Below are 17,549 nucleotides of genomic sequence, written 5' to 3' on the forward strand. Positions count from 1 at the left end.
AAAAGCGCTTGTGCGGTTTGCATCCGGAATTGCGTAAACAAAGCTGGAGCACACGGCGCGACAGGACTGGGCAGTACCTAAGGACAATGCGCTTTCAATGACGTCTTCATTCGTGCTGCAAACGCTGCGTGCCAGCCGCTTGCTCGCCCTCATGCTCCTCGCAACGATGCTCTTCGCCGGCATGCCGGTAGCGCGCGCGCTTGCGGTCGAGCCGGTGAAAATCTCGCGTGACGACACCGCACTCGACCTTACCGCGACCACCGAGATCTATACCGGCCGGGGCGAAGCCTTCCAGGTGTCCACAGCGCCGGGCACGGACGGCATCGTGCGGCGCATCGAGGTGCGCGCCACCTCCGAGGATCATCAGGGCGACTGGGCCGTCTTCGCGCTCGCCAACGTCTCCGAGGAGCAGATCGACCGCCTGATCGTCGCGCCGCATTTCCGTCTCGTGCAGTCGAAGATCTTCTGGCCGGACCTTGGTGCCAAGCGCATCATCTCGATCACGCCGAGCCAGGGCTTTGCGCTCGACCGGCAGCCGAGCGAGGAAGCCGACGTCTTCCGCATCACGCTCGACCCCGGTTCCGTCGTCACTTTCGTCGCCGAGCTTGCCACGCCCGACCTGCCGCAGATCTACCTCTGGCAGCCGGATGCCTACAAGGACACGGTCAACGCCTTCACGCTCTATCGCGGCATCGTGCTCGGCATTGCCGGCCTGCTCGCCGTGTTCCTCACCATCCTGTTCGTGGTGAAGGGCACCTCCATGCTGCCGGCGACGGCGGCGCTTGCCTGGGCGGTGCTCGGCTATATCTGCGTCGATTTCGGCTTCCTGTCGAAGCTCATCAGCATCACGGCAGGCGACGAGCGCATATGGCGCGCGGGCACGGAGGTGTTCCTCGCTGCCGGCCTTGTCGTCTTCCTGTTCACCTATCTCAACCTCAACCGCTGGCACGCGCATCTGTCCTATGCGACGCTCGCCTGGATCCTCGGCCTCGGCCTGCTGTTCGGCGTCGCGATCTACGACCCGCCGATCGCGTCCGGCATTGCGCGTCTCTCCTTCGCACTGACCGGTACGGTGGGCATCGTGCTGATCGCCTATCTCGGCTTCAACCGCTATGACCGCGCCATCCTCCTGGTGCCCGCCTGGGCGCTGATCCTCGTCTGGCTGTTCGGCGCCTGGCTGACGGTGACAGGCCAGCTCAACAACGACATCATCCAGCCGGCACTCGGCGGCGGCCTCGTGCTTATCGTGCTCCTCATCGGCTTCACGGTGATGCAGCATGCCTTTGCCGGTGGCGCCTATAGCCAGGGCCTGTTCTCCGATCTCGAGCGCCAGTCGCTGGCGCTGACAGGTTCGGGCGATACGGTGTGGGACTGGGACGTGGCGCGCGACCGCGTCGTCACCATTCCCGACATCTCGATCCAGCTCGGCCTCGCCCCCGGCGTCATGCATGGGCCGGCGCGCAACTGGCTGCCGCGCCTGCACCCGGACGACCGCGACCGGTTCCGCGCGACGCTCGACGTGCTGCTCGAACACCGCAAGGGCCGGCTCAACCATCAGTTCCGCGTGCGTGCCGAGGATGGCCATTATCATTGGCTGTCGATCCGCGCCCGGCCGGTGCTCGGCGCCAATGGCGAGATCATCCGCTGCGTCGGCACGATCATCGACATCACCGAGCAGCGCAATTCCGTCGACCGCCTGCTGCAGGACGCGCTGCACGACAACCTGACCGGCCTGCCGAACCGCCAGGTCTTCCTCGATCGCCTGCAGGCGGTCCTGGCATTGACCGCGAGCTCCGAAGCCGTACGTCCGACGGTGCTGACCATCGATATCGACCGCTACAAACAGGTCAACGATGCGCTCGGCATTGCCGCCGGCGACAATATCCTGATCGCGCTGACCCGCCGCCTGCGCCGCCTGCTCAAGCCGCAGGATACGCTGGCGCGGCTCGCCGGCGACCAGTTCGGCCTGATCCTGATGTCCGAGCGCGACCCCGCCAAGGTTGCGGATTTTGCCGATGCGGTCAGCAAGGCGATCATGGTGCCGATCAATTTCGGCGGTCGCGAAATCATCCTGACGGCGTCGATCGGCCTCGTTTCCTGGGTCGACCAGCAGGAGGACGCGCAAGGCCTGCTGAACGATGCCGAACTTGCCATGTACCGGGCGAAGAAGGCCGGCGGCAACCGCGTGGAACCGTTCCGCCCGGCCTTCCGCACCTTCGGTGCCGACCGGCTGCAGATCGAGACGGACCTTCGCCGCGCCATCGAGCGCAAGGAACTCTCCCTCGTCTACCAGCCGATCGTGCGTCTGTCGGATGCCGAGATTGCTGGGTTCGAGGCGCTGATGCGCTGGGATCATCCCAAGCGCGGCAACATTTCGCCGACCGAATTCATTCCGATCGCGGAATCGTCCGACCTGATCGGCCAGCTCGGCCTGTTCGCCATCGACAAGGCGGCAAGCGACCTGATGGACTGGCAGCTCCAGACCGGTGACCTGCCGGTCTTCGTGTCGGTCAACGTGTCGAGTGCGCAGCTGCTCAACAACGAACTTTATAACGACGTGCGCGCCGTGCTCGCCAAGACGCGCTGCGAGCCGCAGAAGATCAAGCTGGAACTCACCGAATCCGTCGTGATGGAGAATGCCGAACAGGCCCGCCTGATCCTCACTAAGCTGAAGGATGTCGGCCTCGGCTTGGCGCTCGACGATTTCGGCACGGGCCACTCCTCGCTCTCCTACCTCACCCGCTTCCCCTTCGACACGATCAAGATCGACAAGGCGCTGGTGCGCGACGGTTCCGACAAGCGCTCCGTGCTGCTGCGGTCCGTCATTTCCATGGCGCGCGAGCTGGAGATGCAGGTCGTTGCCGAAGGCATCGAGTCGGAAGAAGACGCAATCGAGCTCGGCAATATGGGCTGCGAGTTCGGCCAGAGCTATCTGTTCGGTCCGCCGATCGGCTACGACTCGGTCCTGCGGCTGCTGAAAGAGCGCTTTCCACTGATGAAGCGGGCGTAACGGCGCGGCCGCTTTGCGTGCACCCTGCGCTTCGTCGCGAGACCAGAACGCCGCGGGACGAATGCGATGCAGTTTATCAACCCAATCCCTTTCGTGCGCGACATCAGCCGTTCCAAGGAATTTTACCAAAAGAGGCTCGGCCTAAAAGTACGGGAAGATTTTGGGAACTTCGTCCTCTTTGAGACCGGCTTTGCCATCCATGAGGGGCGGTCGCTCGAACAAACTGTCTGGCGAAAAGAGTTTGCGACGGAAGAGCCCTACGGTCGAAGAAATCTGTTGTTGTATTTCGAGCACGACGATGTCGACGCGGCCTTCGAGGCCATCGCGCCCTATGTGGAGCTGATACACCCCATCGAGCGTCAGGCATGGGGGCAACGCGTGTTCCGGTTCTATGATCCGGACGGGCACGCGGTCGAGATCGGCGAGCCGCAAGATCTTGCGTCTCCGGACAATTCGCAAAAGTCCTGATTTTCGCCGCCGGCTAGTTTCTACCGCCCGCCGTCCGCACCAGCCGGTTGATGAAATCCAGCTTCTCCACGACCGGCGGCGGCAGCACGAACGGATAGCTGTCCGGCTGTCCCATGGAACGCTGGATGGCGTTGAGGGCGACGCTGAGCGGGATCCAGGCTTCGACGAGGCGGCCGGCATTCGGCGCGCGATAGGGATCGAAGTTGACTTCGGCTTCCAGCTCCTCGTGGCCTCTGGGGTCCGTGTTGAGGCCGAAGGCACGCGCGGTTTCCAGCGTATCGGCGATGTGGAAGAAATGCGCCCAGCACTCGGCGAAGTCCTCTGCCGGATGCGCGCTTGCATAGGTGCTGATGAAATTCGATGACCAGTCGGCAGGCGGCCCCTGCTCGTAGTTGCGTTGCAGGGCGGCCGCGTAGTCCTCGCGCTCGTCACCGAAGAGGCGGCGCGCCTCCTCCAGCGTCGCATCGTCTCGAACCAGCAGCGCCCAGTAGAAATGCCCGATCTCGTGGCGGAAATGGCCAAGCAGCGAACGGTATGGCTCGCCCATGGAGACGCGAACGCTTTCGCGCACCTCGTCATCAGCCTCCGCCGCGCGCAGGCTGATGAGGCCGTCCTCGTGGCCGGTCATGGCGGCGTTGACGACGTTGCCGTTCAAGTCCACCTCGTCCGCAAGGAAATCGAAGACCAGACCGCCGTTCGGATCCTCCTCGCGCGTCGGGTGCGGCAGCCCCCAGCGCAGAATGGAATAGAACAGATGCTGCTGTGCCCCGCCGATGCGCCGCCAGCGCTCCAACCCCTTCGGGTCCGTGGTCGGCACGATGCGGTTATGCCGGCAGGCCTGGCAGAAGGCATGGGAACTGTCGGCCGGCAGCAGCCAGTTACAGACGTCGTGCGCGGCATTCTCGCAGAACCGATAGACGCCCTCGCCCGGCGCGATCTTCCAGAAACCGTCGCCCTCCGGCACCAGTGCATGCAGCGTCACGTCCTCGGCGAGGAAACCGAGGGAGGAGCCGCAGCGCACGCAGACACGATTGTCGAAATGGATGGTCTGGCCGCAGGTCGTGCAGGTGAAGAGTTTCATGGCGTTCCCAAATTGCGGTATGGCCTCTTGCAAAATACCCGCATCGACCAATGGCGATACGGGTATTCTTCAGTCGCGAATGCTGGATGACACCGTCGTGTCATCCCGATGTCGATCAGAGGCGATCGACCGCGCCCTTGACGGCATCCTTGGCCTTGCCGACAGCCTTCTGGGTCTTGCCCTTGGCTTCCTGGCCAGCGCCTTCTGCGCGCAGCTTCGGATTGTCTGTCGCCTTACCGGCGGCCTGCTTGGCCTTGCCAGCGAGTTCGTTTGCCGTGCCCTTGATCTTGTCGCTCGTGCTACCCACCGTCGTACTCCTGTTGTTCGAGGCGTGTTTTCCACGCGGCAGGACAACGACGCAGGCGCCAACAAGTTCCAGGGAAATCCGGACTGCTGTGATCAGGCGTGACCGGCTTCGGCCGACAGCATGGCGGGCTTGATGCCCATGAGGCCGAGCGCACGCTCGTATTTGCTGTCGAGGTTCTTGTCGAAGATCATCTCTTCCTGCGCCGGGCAGGACAGCCAGCCATTGGCACCGATCTCGTTTTCGATCTGCCCGGCGCCCCAGCCGGCATAACCGAGCATCATCAAGCCGCGCTGCGGCCCGCGCCCACGCGAAATGGCGCGCACGATATCTAGCGTCGCCGTCAGGCAGATGTCGTCACTGACAGGAATGCTCGATTCGGACATGTAGTCGTCCGAATGCAGCACGAAGCCGCGGCCGCTCTCGACCGGGCCGCCGGCGCGGATCGGGAAATCGCGTGTCGTGCCGGGCAGACGGATGACTTCGTCTTCTTCGACGATATCGAGATGCAGCAGCACGTCGGAGAAGTTCAATTGCTGCGGCCGGTTGATGATGAAACCCATCGCGCCATCATCCGAATGGGCGCAGATATAGATGACCGTGCGGGCGAAATTTGCGTCGGCCATGCCCGGCATGGCGATCAGGAACTGACCGTCAAGGAAGCCGCGTTCTCGTCTGTTTTTCAGAACCGACATAGCCATAATGCCGATAGCCTATCAAAGCGCCGGCAAATGAAAAGCGTTCTTTTCGCCCATGCGGAAGACCGGCCCCCGAGGAGAACGACCGGCGGCGAGATGCACGATCAAGCTTTTATGATTGACGCGCGAGCGTTTGCTGCTGGAAAGCGGCGGGGTCCGGCGCTAGATGTGGATGCATGAAACGCCTGCAAACCGCCGCCCTCGCCCTGCTTTTCCTGCCCTCCGCCGCAATGGCCGCGACCTCTGCCTGGGTCGAGACGCCGGGCGGCGACGTGCGCCTCGTCACGCTGCCGGCAGCGACGGACGGCACGGTGCGCGCAATGCTCGACATTCGCCTGCACGACGGCTGGAAGACCTACTGGCGCGATCCGGGCGGCAGCGGCATTCCACCATCGATTGTCGTGACGGGAGCGAATCTCGTCTCGGTCGGCTTTCCCGCACCGAAACGGCTGGGAGACGTCGAGAACCACTACATCGGCTATGACAAACCGGTTCGCCTGCCGATGAAGCTGGACAAGGCGGACGGGGCGATCAAGGCGACGGTCTTCCTCGGTGTGTGCAAGGAAATCTGTATTCCCGTGCAGGCCGAACTGACGGCCGATGCCAGCGCGGAGAGTTTTGCCAATCCGCTCGAGGAGACCGCGATCGCCGGTGCCGAAGCGACACTTCCCGGTGGCGCGGAAGATGGCTTCCGGCCCCTTTCCGGCCAATGGTCGGCGGACAACAAGATGGTGACGGTGCACTTCGAGGCGCCGGCGAACGGACCGATGCCGGATGTCTTCCTATCCGGCGCACCTTTCGAGTTCGGCGCCGCCGGCCCGGTCCGCCGCGATGGCGACGCGCTTGTTTCGGACATACCGGTGCTGCACAGGCCGAAAGTCTTCGACCTCGCGAAGAACCCGATCCAGCTGACCCTGCGCGCCGGCGACAAGACGATGGAAAGCCCGCTTGCCATCGAATGACTGTCGCCTATAGTCCCGTCGCACGGCCTTCCGGCCGCCCGCCATGACGAACGATCTGACAGGAGACGCCTCGTGACCATTGCCGTTGGAGACAAGCTGCCCGCCCTCAAGCTCAAGGAGCGCACGCCGGACGGTCCCGCTGAAATCTCGACCGAAGACCTGTTCAAGGGCAAGCGCGTCGTGCTCTTCGCCGTTCCGGGCGCTTTCACGCCGACCTGCTCGCTGAACCACCTGCCCGGTTATCTCGAAAACCGTGACGCCATCCTCGCCAAGGGCGTCGACGACATCGCCGTCGTCGCCGTCAACGACCATCATGTCATGGGCGCCTGGGCCAACTCGACCGGCGGCGCCGGCAAGCTGCGTTTCCTCGCCGACTGGGACGCCGCCTTCACAAAGGCGCTCGGCATGGATGTCGACCTCTCCGCCGGCACGCTGGGCGTTCGCTCCAAGCGCTACTCCATGCTCGTCGAAGATGGTGTGGTGAAGAGCCTGAACGTCGAGGAAAGCCCCGGCCAGGCGACTGTCTCAGGCGCTGCGGCGATGATCGAGCAGCTTTGAGCCAGCTTTTGGCGGGGGGCGGCAGCGCCCTCCGTCACCCCCGCTTGAACGGCGCCATGCCGGTGCGGGCGAGTTCGTCGGCGCGTTCATTTTCCGGGTGGCCGGCGTGGCCTTTTACCCAGTGCCATTCGACCTTGTGGCGCAGACGTGCCGCGTCGAGGGCCTGCCAGAGGTCGCCGTTTTTGACGGGTTTCTTGTCGGCGGTCTTCCAGCCGTTTTTCTTCCAGCCGAAAATCCACTTCGAAATGCCGTCCATGACGTATTTCGAGTCCGTGTAGAGATCGACCTCGCAGGGCGATTTCAGCGCGTCGAGCGCGGCGACGGCCGCAGAAAGCTCCATACGGTTGTTGGTGGTCTGGGCCTCGCCGCCGGAGAGTTCCTTCTCGACGTCGCCGTAGCGCAGCACCGCGCCCCAGCCGCCGGGACCCGGATTGCCCGAGCAGGCGCCGTCTGTGTAGATATCGACATGTTTCATCGGGAAAGACCGTATTCCGCAGGGTTTGCGACCTGCCGGTGGAAGCGCAGCTTGCGCAGATATTCGAGCGGGTCCTTCTTCACGACCAGCGCGCCGGGCGGCGTCATCAGCCAATCGTAGAGCCGCGTCAGGAAGAAGCGCAGCGCCGAGCCTCGCGCTAGGAGCGGTAGCGCGGCAGCCTCTTCATCGGAGAGCGGACGCACGCTTTCGTAGCCGGCGAGCAGTGCCATGCCCTTGGTGAGGTTGAACGCACCGTCCTTCTCGAAGCACCAGGCATTGAGGCAGATGGCGACGTCGTAGGCGAGCAGGTCGTTGCAGGCGAAGTAGAAGTCGATCAGGCCGGACAGCTCGTCGCCGAGGAAGAACACGTTGTCCGGGAAGAGATCGGCATGAATGATGCCGGCGGGCAGATCCTTCGGCCAGTTCGCTTCCAGCAATGCCAGTTCGCCGGCGATTTCGTCCTGCAGGCCCTTTTCCACCTCGTCGGCGCGATCGGCCGACTTATCCCAGAGCAGACGCCAGCCGCCGACGGACAACGCGTTCTTACGGGTGATCTCGAAGCCTTCTCCCGCCAGATGCATTTCGGCAAGCGCGCGGCCGACCTCGCGGCAATGTTGTGCCGCGGGCTTGCGCAGCCACATGCCTTCGAGGAAGGAAATCATCGCGGCCGGGCGGCCGGAGAGTTCGCCGAGCAGCGCGCCGTCATTGCGTGGCAGCGGGAGCGGGCACGACAGGCCACGCTCCGCCAGATGGTGCATCAGGCCGAGGAAGAACGGCAGGTCGCTGCGGTCGACGCGCTTTTCGTAGAGCGTCAGGATGAAAGCGCCCTTCGTGGTGTGCAGCAGGAAATTGGTGTTCTCCACGCCCTCGGCAATGCCCTTGTAGGACGTCAGCGTGCCGGCGTCATAGGCCGTCAGGAAGCGGGAAAGATCGTCTTCGGTGATGTCGGTATAGACGGCCACGGCGGCTCTCAGGCTTGCGGGGTGAAATCAGGGGTGGAGGCCGGCAAACACGTGTTCGCGGCTTCACTCCCCATTGACGAAGGCCATGTCGGCGGAGGTGAGTTCAATGCTGCGCAGCTCGCGATTGACGAGGAAGTGTTCGTTTTCCTCGACCGTATCGGCAAGCTCCACCACCGCATTGTAGCGGGCGCGAAACGCTTCAATGATCTCGTTGACGATGACCTCCGGCGCAGATGCGCCAGCCGACAGGCCGACGGTTCTGATATCGCCGATCGTCTCCCAGTCGATTTCCGAGGCGCGCTGCACCAGCACGGATTTCGTGGCACCGGCCCTGAGCGCCACTTCGACGAGGCGCTTGGAATTCGACGAGTTCGGCGCACCGACAATGAGGAAGAGGTCGCAGCCGGGCGCAGCCTGCTTGACGGCCTCCTGCCGGTTGGTGGTGGCGTAGCAGATCGAATCGGCGGCGGGTGCGGTGAGATTCGGGAAGCGCTCGTGCAGGCGCTTGATGACGCCGGCCGTATCATCGACGGAGAGCGTCGTCTGGGTGACGAAGCCGAGATTGTCCGGATCCGGCGGCACGTATCTATCAGCGTCCTCGACAGTCTCGATGAGGTCGACGGAGCCATCCGGCAGCTGGCCCATCGTGCCGATGACCTCCGGATGGCCGGCATGGCCGATCAGCACGACGTGGCGTCCAAGCCGCTGGTGGCGCATCGCCTGCTTGTGGACCTTGGAGACGAGCGGGCAGGTCGCGTCGAGATAGAACAGGTTGCGGCTCTCGGCATCTGCCGGAACCGACTTCGGCACGCCATGGGCGGAGAAGACGACCGGCTGCTTGCGGTGTTCTTCCGGGATCTCGTCGAGTTCCTCGACAAAGATCGCCCCCTTGGCCTCGAGGCCTTCCACGACATAGCGGTTGTGCACGATCTCGTGGCGCACGTAGACCGGCGCGCCATAGGCCTTCAGCGCCAGCACGACGATCTGGATGGCGCGGTCGACGCCAGCGCAGAAGCCACGCGGGCCACACAGCCTGATGGTCAAGTCCGAACGGTTTTCAATCATGCGCATCGGTTATCCGGCAATCAGGACAGCAACAAGGGCGATGGCCGCGGGAAGCGCCTGGATGACGAAAATTTTCCGCGAGGCCGTTGCGCCCCCATATAGGCCGGCGACCACGACCGCGCCAAGGAAAAACAATTTGATCTGGTAGGCGAAGGCCGGATCGGGGTGGACGAGCGACCAGAACAGGCCGGCGGCGAGGAAGCCGTTATAGAGGCCCTGGTTGGCGGCGAGTACCTTTGTGGCCTCCGCCTGCGTCGGCGTCATGCCGAAGGCCTTGAGGCCCTTGGGCGTCGTCCAGAGGAACATTTCGAGGACGAGGATGTAGACGTGTTCGAGGGCGATGATCGCCACGAGTATGGTCGCGAGTGTCTGCATGTCTTTGCCCCTTTTGTCCCCTCGCCTTTTCTAAGACATTTCAGGACGTCGGGCGATCGTCTTTTCGCCGGAAGAGCGCGTAGAGCGCGACGCCCACGAGCGCTGCGGCAAGGCCGTACCAGGTTACGGCGTATTGCAGGTGGTTGTTCGGCAGGTCGAACTGGGTGACGGCGCCGATCGGCAGACCCTTGGGGTTCAGCGCATCGCCGGCATCGACGAAGAACGGCACCAGCTTGTCGGCCGGGATATCGACGCTCGACGCCATGACGCCGAGGTCCTTCCAGTAGAAGATGTTCTTGGAAAGATCGTTGTCCGGCACGATGGAGGACGGCTTTTCGGCAAGGCGGGCGCGGGCGAGACCGGTCACGGTCTGCTCGCCCGTCAACTGGCCCTGCTTGCGCATCTCCGGCTCCTTCGCCTCGAAGGGCACAAACCCCCTGTTGACGAAGAGGAAGCGGCCGTCGGCTAGCTGGAGCGGCGTATAGACGTAATAGCCGGTCTGGCCACGCCAGGTGGCGAAGAAGTGGCGTTCCCGGTTGTTGGCGAAGACGCCCGTCGCGGTGACCGGGCGGTATTCGATGTCCTCGCCCTTCGCCGCCATCGCCTCGATATCGGCAAGCACCGCCGGGGCCGCGATGCGGCGCTCGGCCATGTCGGCGAGGAGCTGTTCCTTCCAGTGCAGGCGCTGGAGCTGCCAGGTGCCGAGCGCAAGCAGAATGGCCAGCGCGATGAGGAAGGCGATACCGGCCAGGATCGCCTTGCCCTTGCCTCCACCCCTGCCCTTGCGCGGCATATGGGCTGCCGGCACCTCAGCCACGGTCGATCTCGCCCGGCCGGGCATTGTTCTTGTATTGCAGGGTGATCAGCAGGCCCTTGAGGATGCGTGTCAGCCACAGGCCAAGGCCGATCGCCAGCGGAACCCACAGGATGAAATGCAGCCACATCGGCAGGCCGTAATTCACCTCCGCCCACAGTGCTGCACCGACGACGATGAAACCGACGATCAGCAGCACGAAGACGACCGGGCCGTCACCGGAATCGGCGAAGGAATAGTCGAGCCCGCAATTCGTGCAGGCCGGCCGCACCTTCAGCAGGCCGTCGAACAGCTTGCCCTGGCCGCAGCGCGGGCAACAGCCGCGCGCGCCGGCGCTGAAGGGATCGACGGGCGGAAAGAGCGCCTTGTCCTCGTCCATGATGCAAGTCCAATCAAACAGGTCTTCCGGCCTAACGGCCGCATTCCCGATAGGTAGCGCCCGCGTGGCGCCGCGTCCAACCGAAAAGCTGCGACAAAGCGGCCGGGCAGTGCCCCAAAAGCAAACGGCCGCATCGCTGCGGCCGTTCGGAAGTCTCGTATCGGCTGATCACATATGAGCGATCGGCGCGCCCCAACCACCCCAGATGTAGATGGAGAAGAAGAGGAAGAGCCAGACGACGTCAACGAAGTGCCAGTACCAGGCGGCGGCCTCGAAGCCGAAATGCTGCTTCGGGGTGAAGTCGCCGCGCATGGCGCGGATGAGGCAGACGATCAGGAAGATCGTACCGACCAGAACGTGGAAGCCGTGGAAGCCGGTCGCCATGAAGAAGGTCGCGCCGTAGATCGAATCCTTGAAGGCGAACGGTGCATGGGCGTATTCGTAGGCCTGAACGAAGGAGAACAGCACGCCGAGAACGACCGTCAGCGCGAGGCCATTGGTGAGGCCCTTGCGGTCATTGTGCAGCAGCGCATGGTGCGCCCAGGTCACGCAGGTGCCCGAAAGCAGCAGGATGACGGTGTTGTAGAGCGGCAGGTGCCAGGGATCGAGGACCTCGATGCCCTGCGGCGGCCAGACGCCACCGGTATGCTCGACGCGCGCAGCCTGGATGGCTTCGCCCGGGAACAGGCTGGCGTCGAAGAAGGCCCAGAACCAGGCGACGAAGAACATCACTTCGGAGGCGATAAACATGATCATGCCGTAGCGCAGGTGCAGCGCGACGACGCGGGTGTGGTGGCCCTCATGCGCTTCCTTCACCGTGTCCGCCCACCAGGCGTACATGGTGTAGAGCACGATCAGGAGACCGATGTAGAAGATCCACGGATTGGCGAGGTTGGCACCGAACAGGTGGAACGCGCCGCCGGAAATGTAGCGCATGTAGCCGATGCCGCCGAGCGCCATGACAAAGGCGCCGATGGAGGCGAGAAGCGGCCACGGGCTGGGGTCGATGATGTGGTAGTCGTGTTTCTTCTGATGCGCATCGGCCATTTGCTTATCCCCGAATATATCGCGTTCGGCTCCCGGCATAGCCGGAAACGTATGTATTTCAAAGCTTGTTCGCGTTGTCCGTCTTCACGTCCACAGCCGAAACCACCGGCTTCGACGCCTCATGCGGATAGAAGGTATAGGACAGCGTGATCGTGTGGATGCCCTTGGTCTCGACCGGCTTGACGATCTCCGGATCGACAAAGAAGACGACGGGCATGATCAGTTCCTCGCCCGGCTTCAGCGTCGTTTCGGTGAAGCAGAAGCACTGGACCTTGTTGAAATAGGCGCCGGCGGCCTGTGGCGTGACGTTGAACGTCGCCTGGCCGGTCGTCGCTGTCGAGGCCATGTTGCGAGCCTTGTACATGATCTGCACGGTCTCGCCGATCTTCATCTCGACTTCGCGCTGCACCGGCTCGAAAGTCCAGGCTAGGCCCGGGCCGACATTGGCGTCGAAACGCACCTTGATCTTCTTGTCGAGGATGACATCGGACGCCTGTTCGACGCGCTGCGTCGTGCCGCCGTAACCCGTCACCTTGCAGAACATTTCGTAGAGCGGCACGGCGGCATAGGCCATTGCGCCCATGCCGATGACGAAGGAACAGCACATCGCGACGACCGCGCCGTTGCCCATTCTCGTCTTTTCAGTCTTTTTCGTCTCGCTCATGTTCAGCCCACCATTCCGCCGGCGAACTTCACCAGCGTGACAATGTAGAACAGCACGACGAGGCCCAGCAGCACCACGCCGAGCGCAATGTTGCGGCCGCGGCGAGACTTCTTCTGGCGTTCCGTGAGATTTACCGTTTCCATGACTATACCCATCCGAATGACGCGATCAGGTGATCGACCATCAGGCCGGAGAAGACCGCAAACAGATAGACGATGGAGAAGGCAAACAGTTTCTTGGCCGGCACCATCGCGCGGTCGCCTTCCGGCATGCGCAACACGCCGACAGAATACCACACGAAGCCGAGGCCAAGCCCTGCGGCAAAGAGACCGTAGCCGAGGCTCGCAAAGCCGAGGAAGGTCGGCACGACGGCGATGACGGCGGTCAGGACGGCATAGATCAGGATCTGCACCTTCGTCGTCCACTCGCCCGAAACGTTCGGCAGCATCGGCACGCCGACGGCCTCGTAGTCGCGCATCTTGAAGAGCGCGAGCGCCCAGAAATGCGCCGGCGTCCAGAGGAAGGTGATGAGGAAGAGGACGGTGCTCTCGATCGAGACGCCACCGGTGACACAGGCCCAGCCGATCATCGGCGGGAAGGCGCCGGCAGCACCGCCGATGACAATGTTCTGCGGCGTCGAGCGCTTGAGCCACATCGTATAGACGACGGCGTAGAAGAAGATGGTGAAGGCGAGCAGGCCAGCGGCAAGCCAGTTGACGGCAAGACCGAGGATCGCGACCGAAAACGCGGAGAGCGTCAGGCCGAAGGCGAGCGCTTCTTCCGGGCGGATGCGGCCGGAGGGAATGGGACGGGTGGCCGTGCGGGTCATGATCGCATCAATATCCGCGTCGTACCACATGTTCAGGGCACCGGATGCACCGGCGCCCACGGCGATACAGAGGATCGCTATGGCACCGATGAACGGATTGATCGTGCCCGGTGCAACGACCAGGCCGGCAAAGGCCGTGAAGACGACGAGCGACATGACGCGCGGCTTCAGCAGTTCGAAGAAGTCACGCGGCGATGCTTCGGAGAGATAGACCTCGCCGCTGCCCGCTGCTGTATCGTGATGCTCGATGACCGCCATGTTCTTTCCGTCGTCTCTTGGTAGTGACAGGGCCGCCGTTGCCGGCGGCCCAAGTGTTGAAAGATCTTACTTGATCTTCGGGAGCTGTTCCCACTGGTGGAACGGCGGCGGCGAAGACAGCTGCCATTCCAGCGTGTTTGCACCCTCACCCCACGGGTTGTCGCCAGCGACGCGCTTCTTGGCGAAGGCTTCGAAGACGCAGAAGAGGAAGATCAGGACGCCGAAGGCCGAGATGTACGAACCGTAGGACGAAACCGCGTTCCAGCCGGCGAATGCATCCGGATAGTCGATGTAGCGGCGCGGCATGCCGGCGAGGCCGAGGAAGTGCTGCGGGAAGAACACGAGGTTCACGCCCACGAACATCACCCAGAAGTGCAGCTTGCCGAGGAATTCCGAGTACATGTAGCCGGTCATCTTCGGGAACCAGTAGTACCAGGCTGCGAAGATGGCGAAGACGGCGCCGAGCGACAGAACGTAGTGGAAGTGGGCAACCACGTAGTAGGTGTCGTGCAGGGCACGGTCGAGGCCGGCGTTGGCGAGCTGAACGCCCGTGACGCCACCGACGGTGAACAGGAAGATGAAGCCGATCGCCCAGACCATCGGCGTCGTGAAGCGGATCGAACCACCCCACATCGTCGCGATCCACGAGAAGATCTTGATGCCCGTCGGAACCGCGATGACCATCGTGGCGAAGACGAAGTAGCGCTGCGTGTCGAGCGACATGCCGACCGTGTACATGTGGTGCGCCCACACGATGAAGCCGACGGCGCCGATGGCGACCATGGCGTAGGCCATGCCGAGATAGCCGAAGATCGGCTTCTTCGAGAAGGTCGACACGATGTGGCTGACGATGCCGAAGCCGGGCAGGATCAGGATGTACACTTCCGGGTGACCGAAGAACCAGAAAAGGTGCTGGAAGAGGATCGGGTCACCACCGTTTTCCGGCGCGAAGAAGGCCGTGCCGAAGTTGCGGTCGGTGAGCAGCATGGTGATGCCGCCTGCCAGAACCGGCAGCGAGAGCAGAAGCAGGAAGGCGGTGATCAGAACCGACCAGGCAAAGAGCGGCATCTTGTGCAGCGTCATGCCCGGAGCGCGCATGTTCAGGATCGTGGTGATGAAGTTGATCGCACCGAGGATCGAGGACGCGCCGGCAATGTGCAGGCCGAGGATCACGAAGTCCATGGCAGGACCGGGCTGGCCCGCAGTGGAGAATGGTGGATAGATCGTCCAGCCGCCGCCTGCGCCATAACCACCCGCCGGACCTTCGACGAACATCGAGAGCAGCACGAGCAGGAAGGCCGGGATGATCAGCCAGAACGAGATGTTGTTCATGCGCGGGAACGCCATGTCCGGCGCGCCGATCATGATCGGCACCATCCAGTTGGCGAAGCCGCCGATGAGGGCCGGCATGACCATGAAGAAGATCATGATAAGCGCATGTGCCGTCGTGAAGACGTTGAACATGTGCTTGCCGCCGTCGATGGCAGCATCACCTTCGAAGCCGTAGACCATCGAGGCCAGGCCGTGGAAGATCTGGATGCCCGGCTCCTGCAGTTCCATGCGCATCACCACCGACAGCGTGCCGCCGATGATGCCCGCACAGATCGCGAAGATCAGGTAGAGGGTGCCGATGTCCTTGTGGTTGGTCGAGAGGAACCAACGCTGAAAGAAGGTGAGCGGCTTGTGTTCGTGGTGATCGTGGTGATCGCCGTGGGCAGCGGATGTTCCGGCCATGGATCAGACTCCCTTGGAATTACTGCGCGGCGTTCTGGGCGACGTTGACGGATTTGTCCGCACCGTCGACAGACGCCATCAGGGCCTTGTTTGCCTCGCCGACATTCGTCGCGGCGGCAGCAAGCCAGGTATCGTACTTCTCCTGCGAGACGACGCGGATGGCGATCGGCATGAATGCGTGGTCCTTGCCGCAGAGCTCGGAACACTGGCCGTAGAACAGGCCTTCGCGATCGGCCTTGAACCAGGTCTCGTTGAGACGGCCCGGAACGGCATCGATCTTGATGCCGAAGGACGGCATGGCGTAGGCGTGGATCACGTCGGCGGCGGTGACGAGGAGACGGACATGCTTGCCGACCGGAACGACGAGTTCGTTGTCGACGGCGAGAAGACGGGGATAGACCGACTTGTCTTCCTTGCCGGCGCTGGCGCGGTCGCCGTCCTGCAGGAGCAGGCTGTCGAAGGAGAGCGGGCTTTCGCCGACCTGGTATTCATAACCCCAGTACCACTGGAAGCCGGTCGCCTTGATGGTCAATTCCGGCTCTTCGGTGGGCGCAAGCTGCTTGTTGAGGAGCTGGAAGGAGGGAACCGCCAGAAACAGCAGAGCAACGACCGGACCGAGCGTCCAGACGATTTCGATCGCCGTGTTGTGGCTGGTCTTGGACGGGACCGGGTTTGCGCTTTCGCGGAACTTCACGACGACGATGATGAGCAGGATGAGGACCAGCAGGGTGACCGGTACGATAAACCAGAGTGTGTACTGCTCGAACCAGCGAATCTCTTCCATGATCGAGGTTGCGGGGGGCTGGAGGCCCTTCTGCCACTCGAACGGCTGATCAGCGAAAGCGGTCGAAGCAAAGAGCAGACAGCCTAGAGCGGCCAGAACTGCAAAAGCTTTGTTTTTCACAACGTATCTCCCCAAGGCGTTTGATTGGGATCAAACAGGCGCGCAGAATCCCTGCTATACTGAGTGCTTAAAACCACAGTTTCATGCTCGCCGCAACCGCCATGGACGACCCCCCATGCGGCATTTTTGCGCAAAAGCAAAAGCCTAGGGCGGAACCCCACAGTTTCTTCACATTTCCCTATAGCATGAAAGGTTTGGCCGCGGCGATCCCGCCCGGAGCCCCTTCCCTCGCCGATTCGTGCTGCGGCAGCATACGGCCGACACAGCGGGGCCGCGCTATATTATAAAGTGTCCGCGCCAGGTCCAATTTCCGCCTTCAATCAATCGGAAAGGAGCGCTTGGGGCTTTTCATTTCACCGCCGCCCCTTCAAATATACCGCGACTGATTCGAGATTTTCGAGGTTTTCATGGGTTTTTCTTCCCTTTCCCGGCTGTCCCGGGCGGCATTTGGCCTCGCCGCGCTCGGGCTCGGCACCGCGGCGCTTCCGTCCGCCTCAGTGGCCCAGCAGCCCGGCACGGTGAAATCGAACCATGGTGCCTGGTCGATCGTCTGCGATCAGCCCGCCGGCGCCTCCGGCGAACAGTGCGCGCTGATGCAGAACGTGCTGGCTGAAGACCGCCCGGAACTCGGCCTCTCCGTCGTCGTCCTCAAGACCGCCGACCGCAAGGCGAAGATCCTTCGCGTGCTGGCTCCCCTTGGCGTGTTGCTGCCGAACGGGCTTGGCCTCAATGTCGACGGCAAGGATATCGGGCGCGCTTACTTCGTCCGCTGCTTCGCCGATGGCTGCTACGCGGAAGTGGTTCTCGAAGACGAACTCCTGAAGACCTTCCGCTCGGGCGCGACCGCCACCTTCATCGTCTTCCAGTCGCCGGAAGAAGGCATCGGCATCCCCGTCGACCTCAAGGGTTTCGGCGAGGGCTACGACGCGCTGCCGTAAGCAATCACCCGGCGGGCTTGCCGC

The 17,549-nt window shown here is 62.9% G+C and carries 20 protein-coding genes; 5 read left to right on the forward strand and 15 right to left on the reverse strand.

Translation table 11 applies throughout. From position 1 onward, the window contains the following. Window positions 1–151 precede the first annotated feature (151 nt). Window positions 152–3,010 (forward strand): EAL domain-containing protein, encoded by a 2,859-nt coding sequence (locus BSY16_RS10185; RefSeq protein WP_286157214.1) that lies wholly within the window; start codon window positions 152–154, stop codon window positions 3,008–3,010. A gap of 66 nt (window positions 3,011–3,076) precedes the next feature. Next, entirely contained in the window at window positions 3,077–3,478 is a 402-nt protein-coding gene (locus tag BSY16_RS10190) for a VOC family protein (RefSeq protein WP_069059547.1), read from the forward strand. A gap of 13 nt (window positions 3,479–3,491) precedes the next feature. On the opposite strand, the gene BSY16_RS10195 is transcribed toward BSY16_RS10190, so the two are convergent. From BSY16_RS10195 to BSY16_RS10205, 3 genes are all read right to left on the reverse strand, one after another. After that, a complete protein-coding gene (locus BSY16_RS10195; protein WP_069059548.1) occupies window positions 3,492–4,559 on the reverse strand; it encodes a zinc-binding metallopeptidase family protein in 1,068 nt (355 codons plus the stop codon). Between the two features lie 115 nt (window positions 4,560–4,674). Further along, window positions 4,675–4,866 carry a CsbD family protein gene (locus BSY16_RS10200; protein ID WP_069059549.1) on the reverse strand — a complete coding sequence of 64 codons (192 nt, stop codon included), beginning with the start codon at window positions 4,864–4,866 and terminating at the stop codon, window positions 4,675–4,677. 92 nt (window positions 4,867–4,958) lie between these two features. Beyond that, a complete protein-coding gene (locus tag BSY16_RS10205; RefSeq protein ID WP_069059550.1) occupies window positions 4,959–5,564 on the reverse strand; it encodes a YqgE/AlgH family protein in 606 nt (201 codons plus the stop codon). 173 nt (window positions 5,565–5,737) lie between these two features. Between BSY16_RS10205 and BSY16_RS10210 the strand changes: the two genes are divergently transcribed. Together BSY16_RS10210 and BSY16_RS10215 are read left to right on the forward strand one after the other, a co-directional pair. Next, window positions 5,738–6,523 (forward strand): protein-disulfide reductase DsbD domain-containing protein, encoded by a 786-nt coding sequence (locus tag BSY16_RS10210; RefSeq protein ID WP_069059551.1) that lies wholly within the window; start codon window positions 5,738–5,740, stop codon window positions 6,521–6,523. Between the two features lie 72 nt (window positions 6,524–6,595). Beyond that, on the forward strand, window positions 6,596–7,081 hold the full coding sequence (locus BSY16_RS10215) for a peroxiredoxin (RefSeq protein ID WP_069059552.1): 486 nt from the start codon (window positions 6,596–6,598) through the stop codon (window positions 7,079–7,081). 34 nt (window positions 7,082–7,115) lie between these two features. Here the strand turns inward: BSY16_RS10215 and rnhA are convergent, their stop codons facing one another. The 12 genes from rnhA to coxB all read right to left on the reverse strand — a co-directional run bounded on the left by rnhA (window position 7,116) and on the right by coxB (window position 16,587). Beyond that, window positions 7,116–7,556, reverse strand: coding sequence for a ribonuclease HI (rnhA, locus tag BSY16_RS10220; protein ID WP_069059553.1), 441 nt, complete (start codon window positions 7,554–7,556; stop codon window positions 7,116–7,118). Beyond that, window positions 7,553–8,518, reverse strand: coding sequence for a homoserine kinase (locus BSY16_RS10225; protein WP_069059554.1), 966 nt, complete (start codon window positions 8,516–8,518; stop codon window positions 7,553–7,555). Before BSY16_RS10225 ends, rnhA begins: the two co-directional genes overlap by 4 nt. A gap of 63 nt (window positions 8,519–8,581) precedes the next feature. Continuing rightward, window positions 8,582–9,589, reverse strand: coding sequence for a 4-hydroxy-3-methylbut-2-enyl diphosphate reductase (gene ispH, locus BSY16_RS10230; protein ID WP_069059555.1), 1,008 nt, complete (start codon window positions 9,587–9,589; stop codon window positions 8,582–8,584). Window positions 9,590–9,592: 3 nt separating this feature from the next. Further along, a complete protein-coding gene (locus BSY16_RS10235; RefSeq protein WP_069059556.1) occupies window positions 9,593–9,958 on the reverse strand; it encodes a DUF1304 domain-containing protein in 366 nt (121 codons plus the stop codon). 40 nt (window positions 9,959–9,998) lie between these two features. Continuing rightward, complete coding sequence (locus BSY16_RS10240; RefSeq protein WP_069061487.1) at window positions 9,999–10,751, reverse strand: SURF1 family protein; 753 nt, start codon at window positions 10,749–10,751, stop codon at window positions 9,999–10,001. Between the two features lie 16 nt (window positions 10,752–10,767). Beyond that, a complete protein-coding gene (locus BSY16_RS10245; RefSeq protein WP_069059557.1) occupies window positions 10,768–11,151 on the reverse strand; it encodes a DUF983 domain-containing protein in 384 nt (127 codons plus the stop codon). A gap of 168 nt (window positions 11,152–11,319) precedes the next feature. Further along, window positions 11,320–12,198, reverse strand: coding sequence for a cytochrome c oxidase subunit 3 (locus BSY16_RS10250; RefSeq protein WP_069059558.1), 879 nt, complete (start codon window positions 12,196–12,198; stop codon window positions 11,320–11,322). A gap of 58 nt (window positions 12,199–12,256) precedes the next feature. Then, window positions 12,257–12,862: a cytochrome c oxidase assembly protein gene (locus tag BSY16_RS10255; protein ID WP_069059559.1), complete on the reverse strand. Its 606-nt coding sequence runs from the start codon at window positions 12,860–12,862 to the stop codon at window positions 12,257–12,259. 2 nt (window positions 12,863–12,864) lie between these two features. Next, window positions 12,865–13,005: a cytochrome c oxidase system small membrane protein gene (locus tag BSY16_RS31925; RefSeq protein ID WP_150129925.1), complete on the reverse strand. Its 141-nt coding sequence runs from the start codon at window positions 13,003–13,005 to the stop codon at window positions 12,865–12,867. A gap of 2 nt (window positions 13,006–13,007) precedes the next feature. Beyond that, window positions 13,008–13,949: a heme o synthase gene (locus BSY16_RS10260; protein ID WP_069059560.1), complete on the reverse strand. Its 942-nt coding sequence runs from the start codon at window positions 13,947–13,949 to the stop codon at window positions 13,008–13,010. A 66-nt stretch (window positions 13,950–14,015) separates the two neighbouring features. Beyond that, the gene (gene ctaD / locus BSY16_RS10265) at window positions 14,016–15,683 is read right to left on the reverse strand and encodes a cytochrome c oxidase subunit I (protein WP_069059561.1); all 1,668 of its coding nucleotides are present in this window, start codon (window positions 15,681–15,683) and stop codon (window positions 14,016–14,018) included. A gap of 19 nt (window positions 15,684–15,702) precedes the next feature. Next, window positions 15,703–16,587, reverse strand: coding sequence for a cytochrome c oxidase subunit II (gene coxB / locus BSY16_RS10270; protein ID WP_069059562.1), 885 nt, complete (start codon window positions 16,585–16,587; stop codon window positions 15,703–15,705). Between the two features lie 407 nt (window positions 16,588–16,994). Between coxB and BSY16_RS10275 the strand changes: the two genes are divergently transcribed. Beyond that, the gene (locus BSY16_RS10275; RefSeq protein WP_069059563.1) at window positions 16,995–17,525 is read left to right on the forward strand and encodes an invasion associated locus B family protein; all 531 of its coding nucleotides are present in this window, start codon (window positions 16,995–16,997) and stop codon (window positions 17,523–17,525) included. Window positions 17,526–17,549: the final 24 nt, after the last annotated feature.

It is taken from the genome of Sinorhizobium sp. RAC02, from assembly GCF_001713395.1.
In the GTDB taxonomy this organism is placed as follows: Bacteria; Pseudomonadota; Alphaproteobacteria; order Rhizobiales; family Rhizobiaceae; genus Shinella.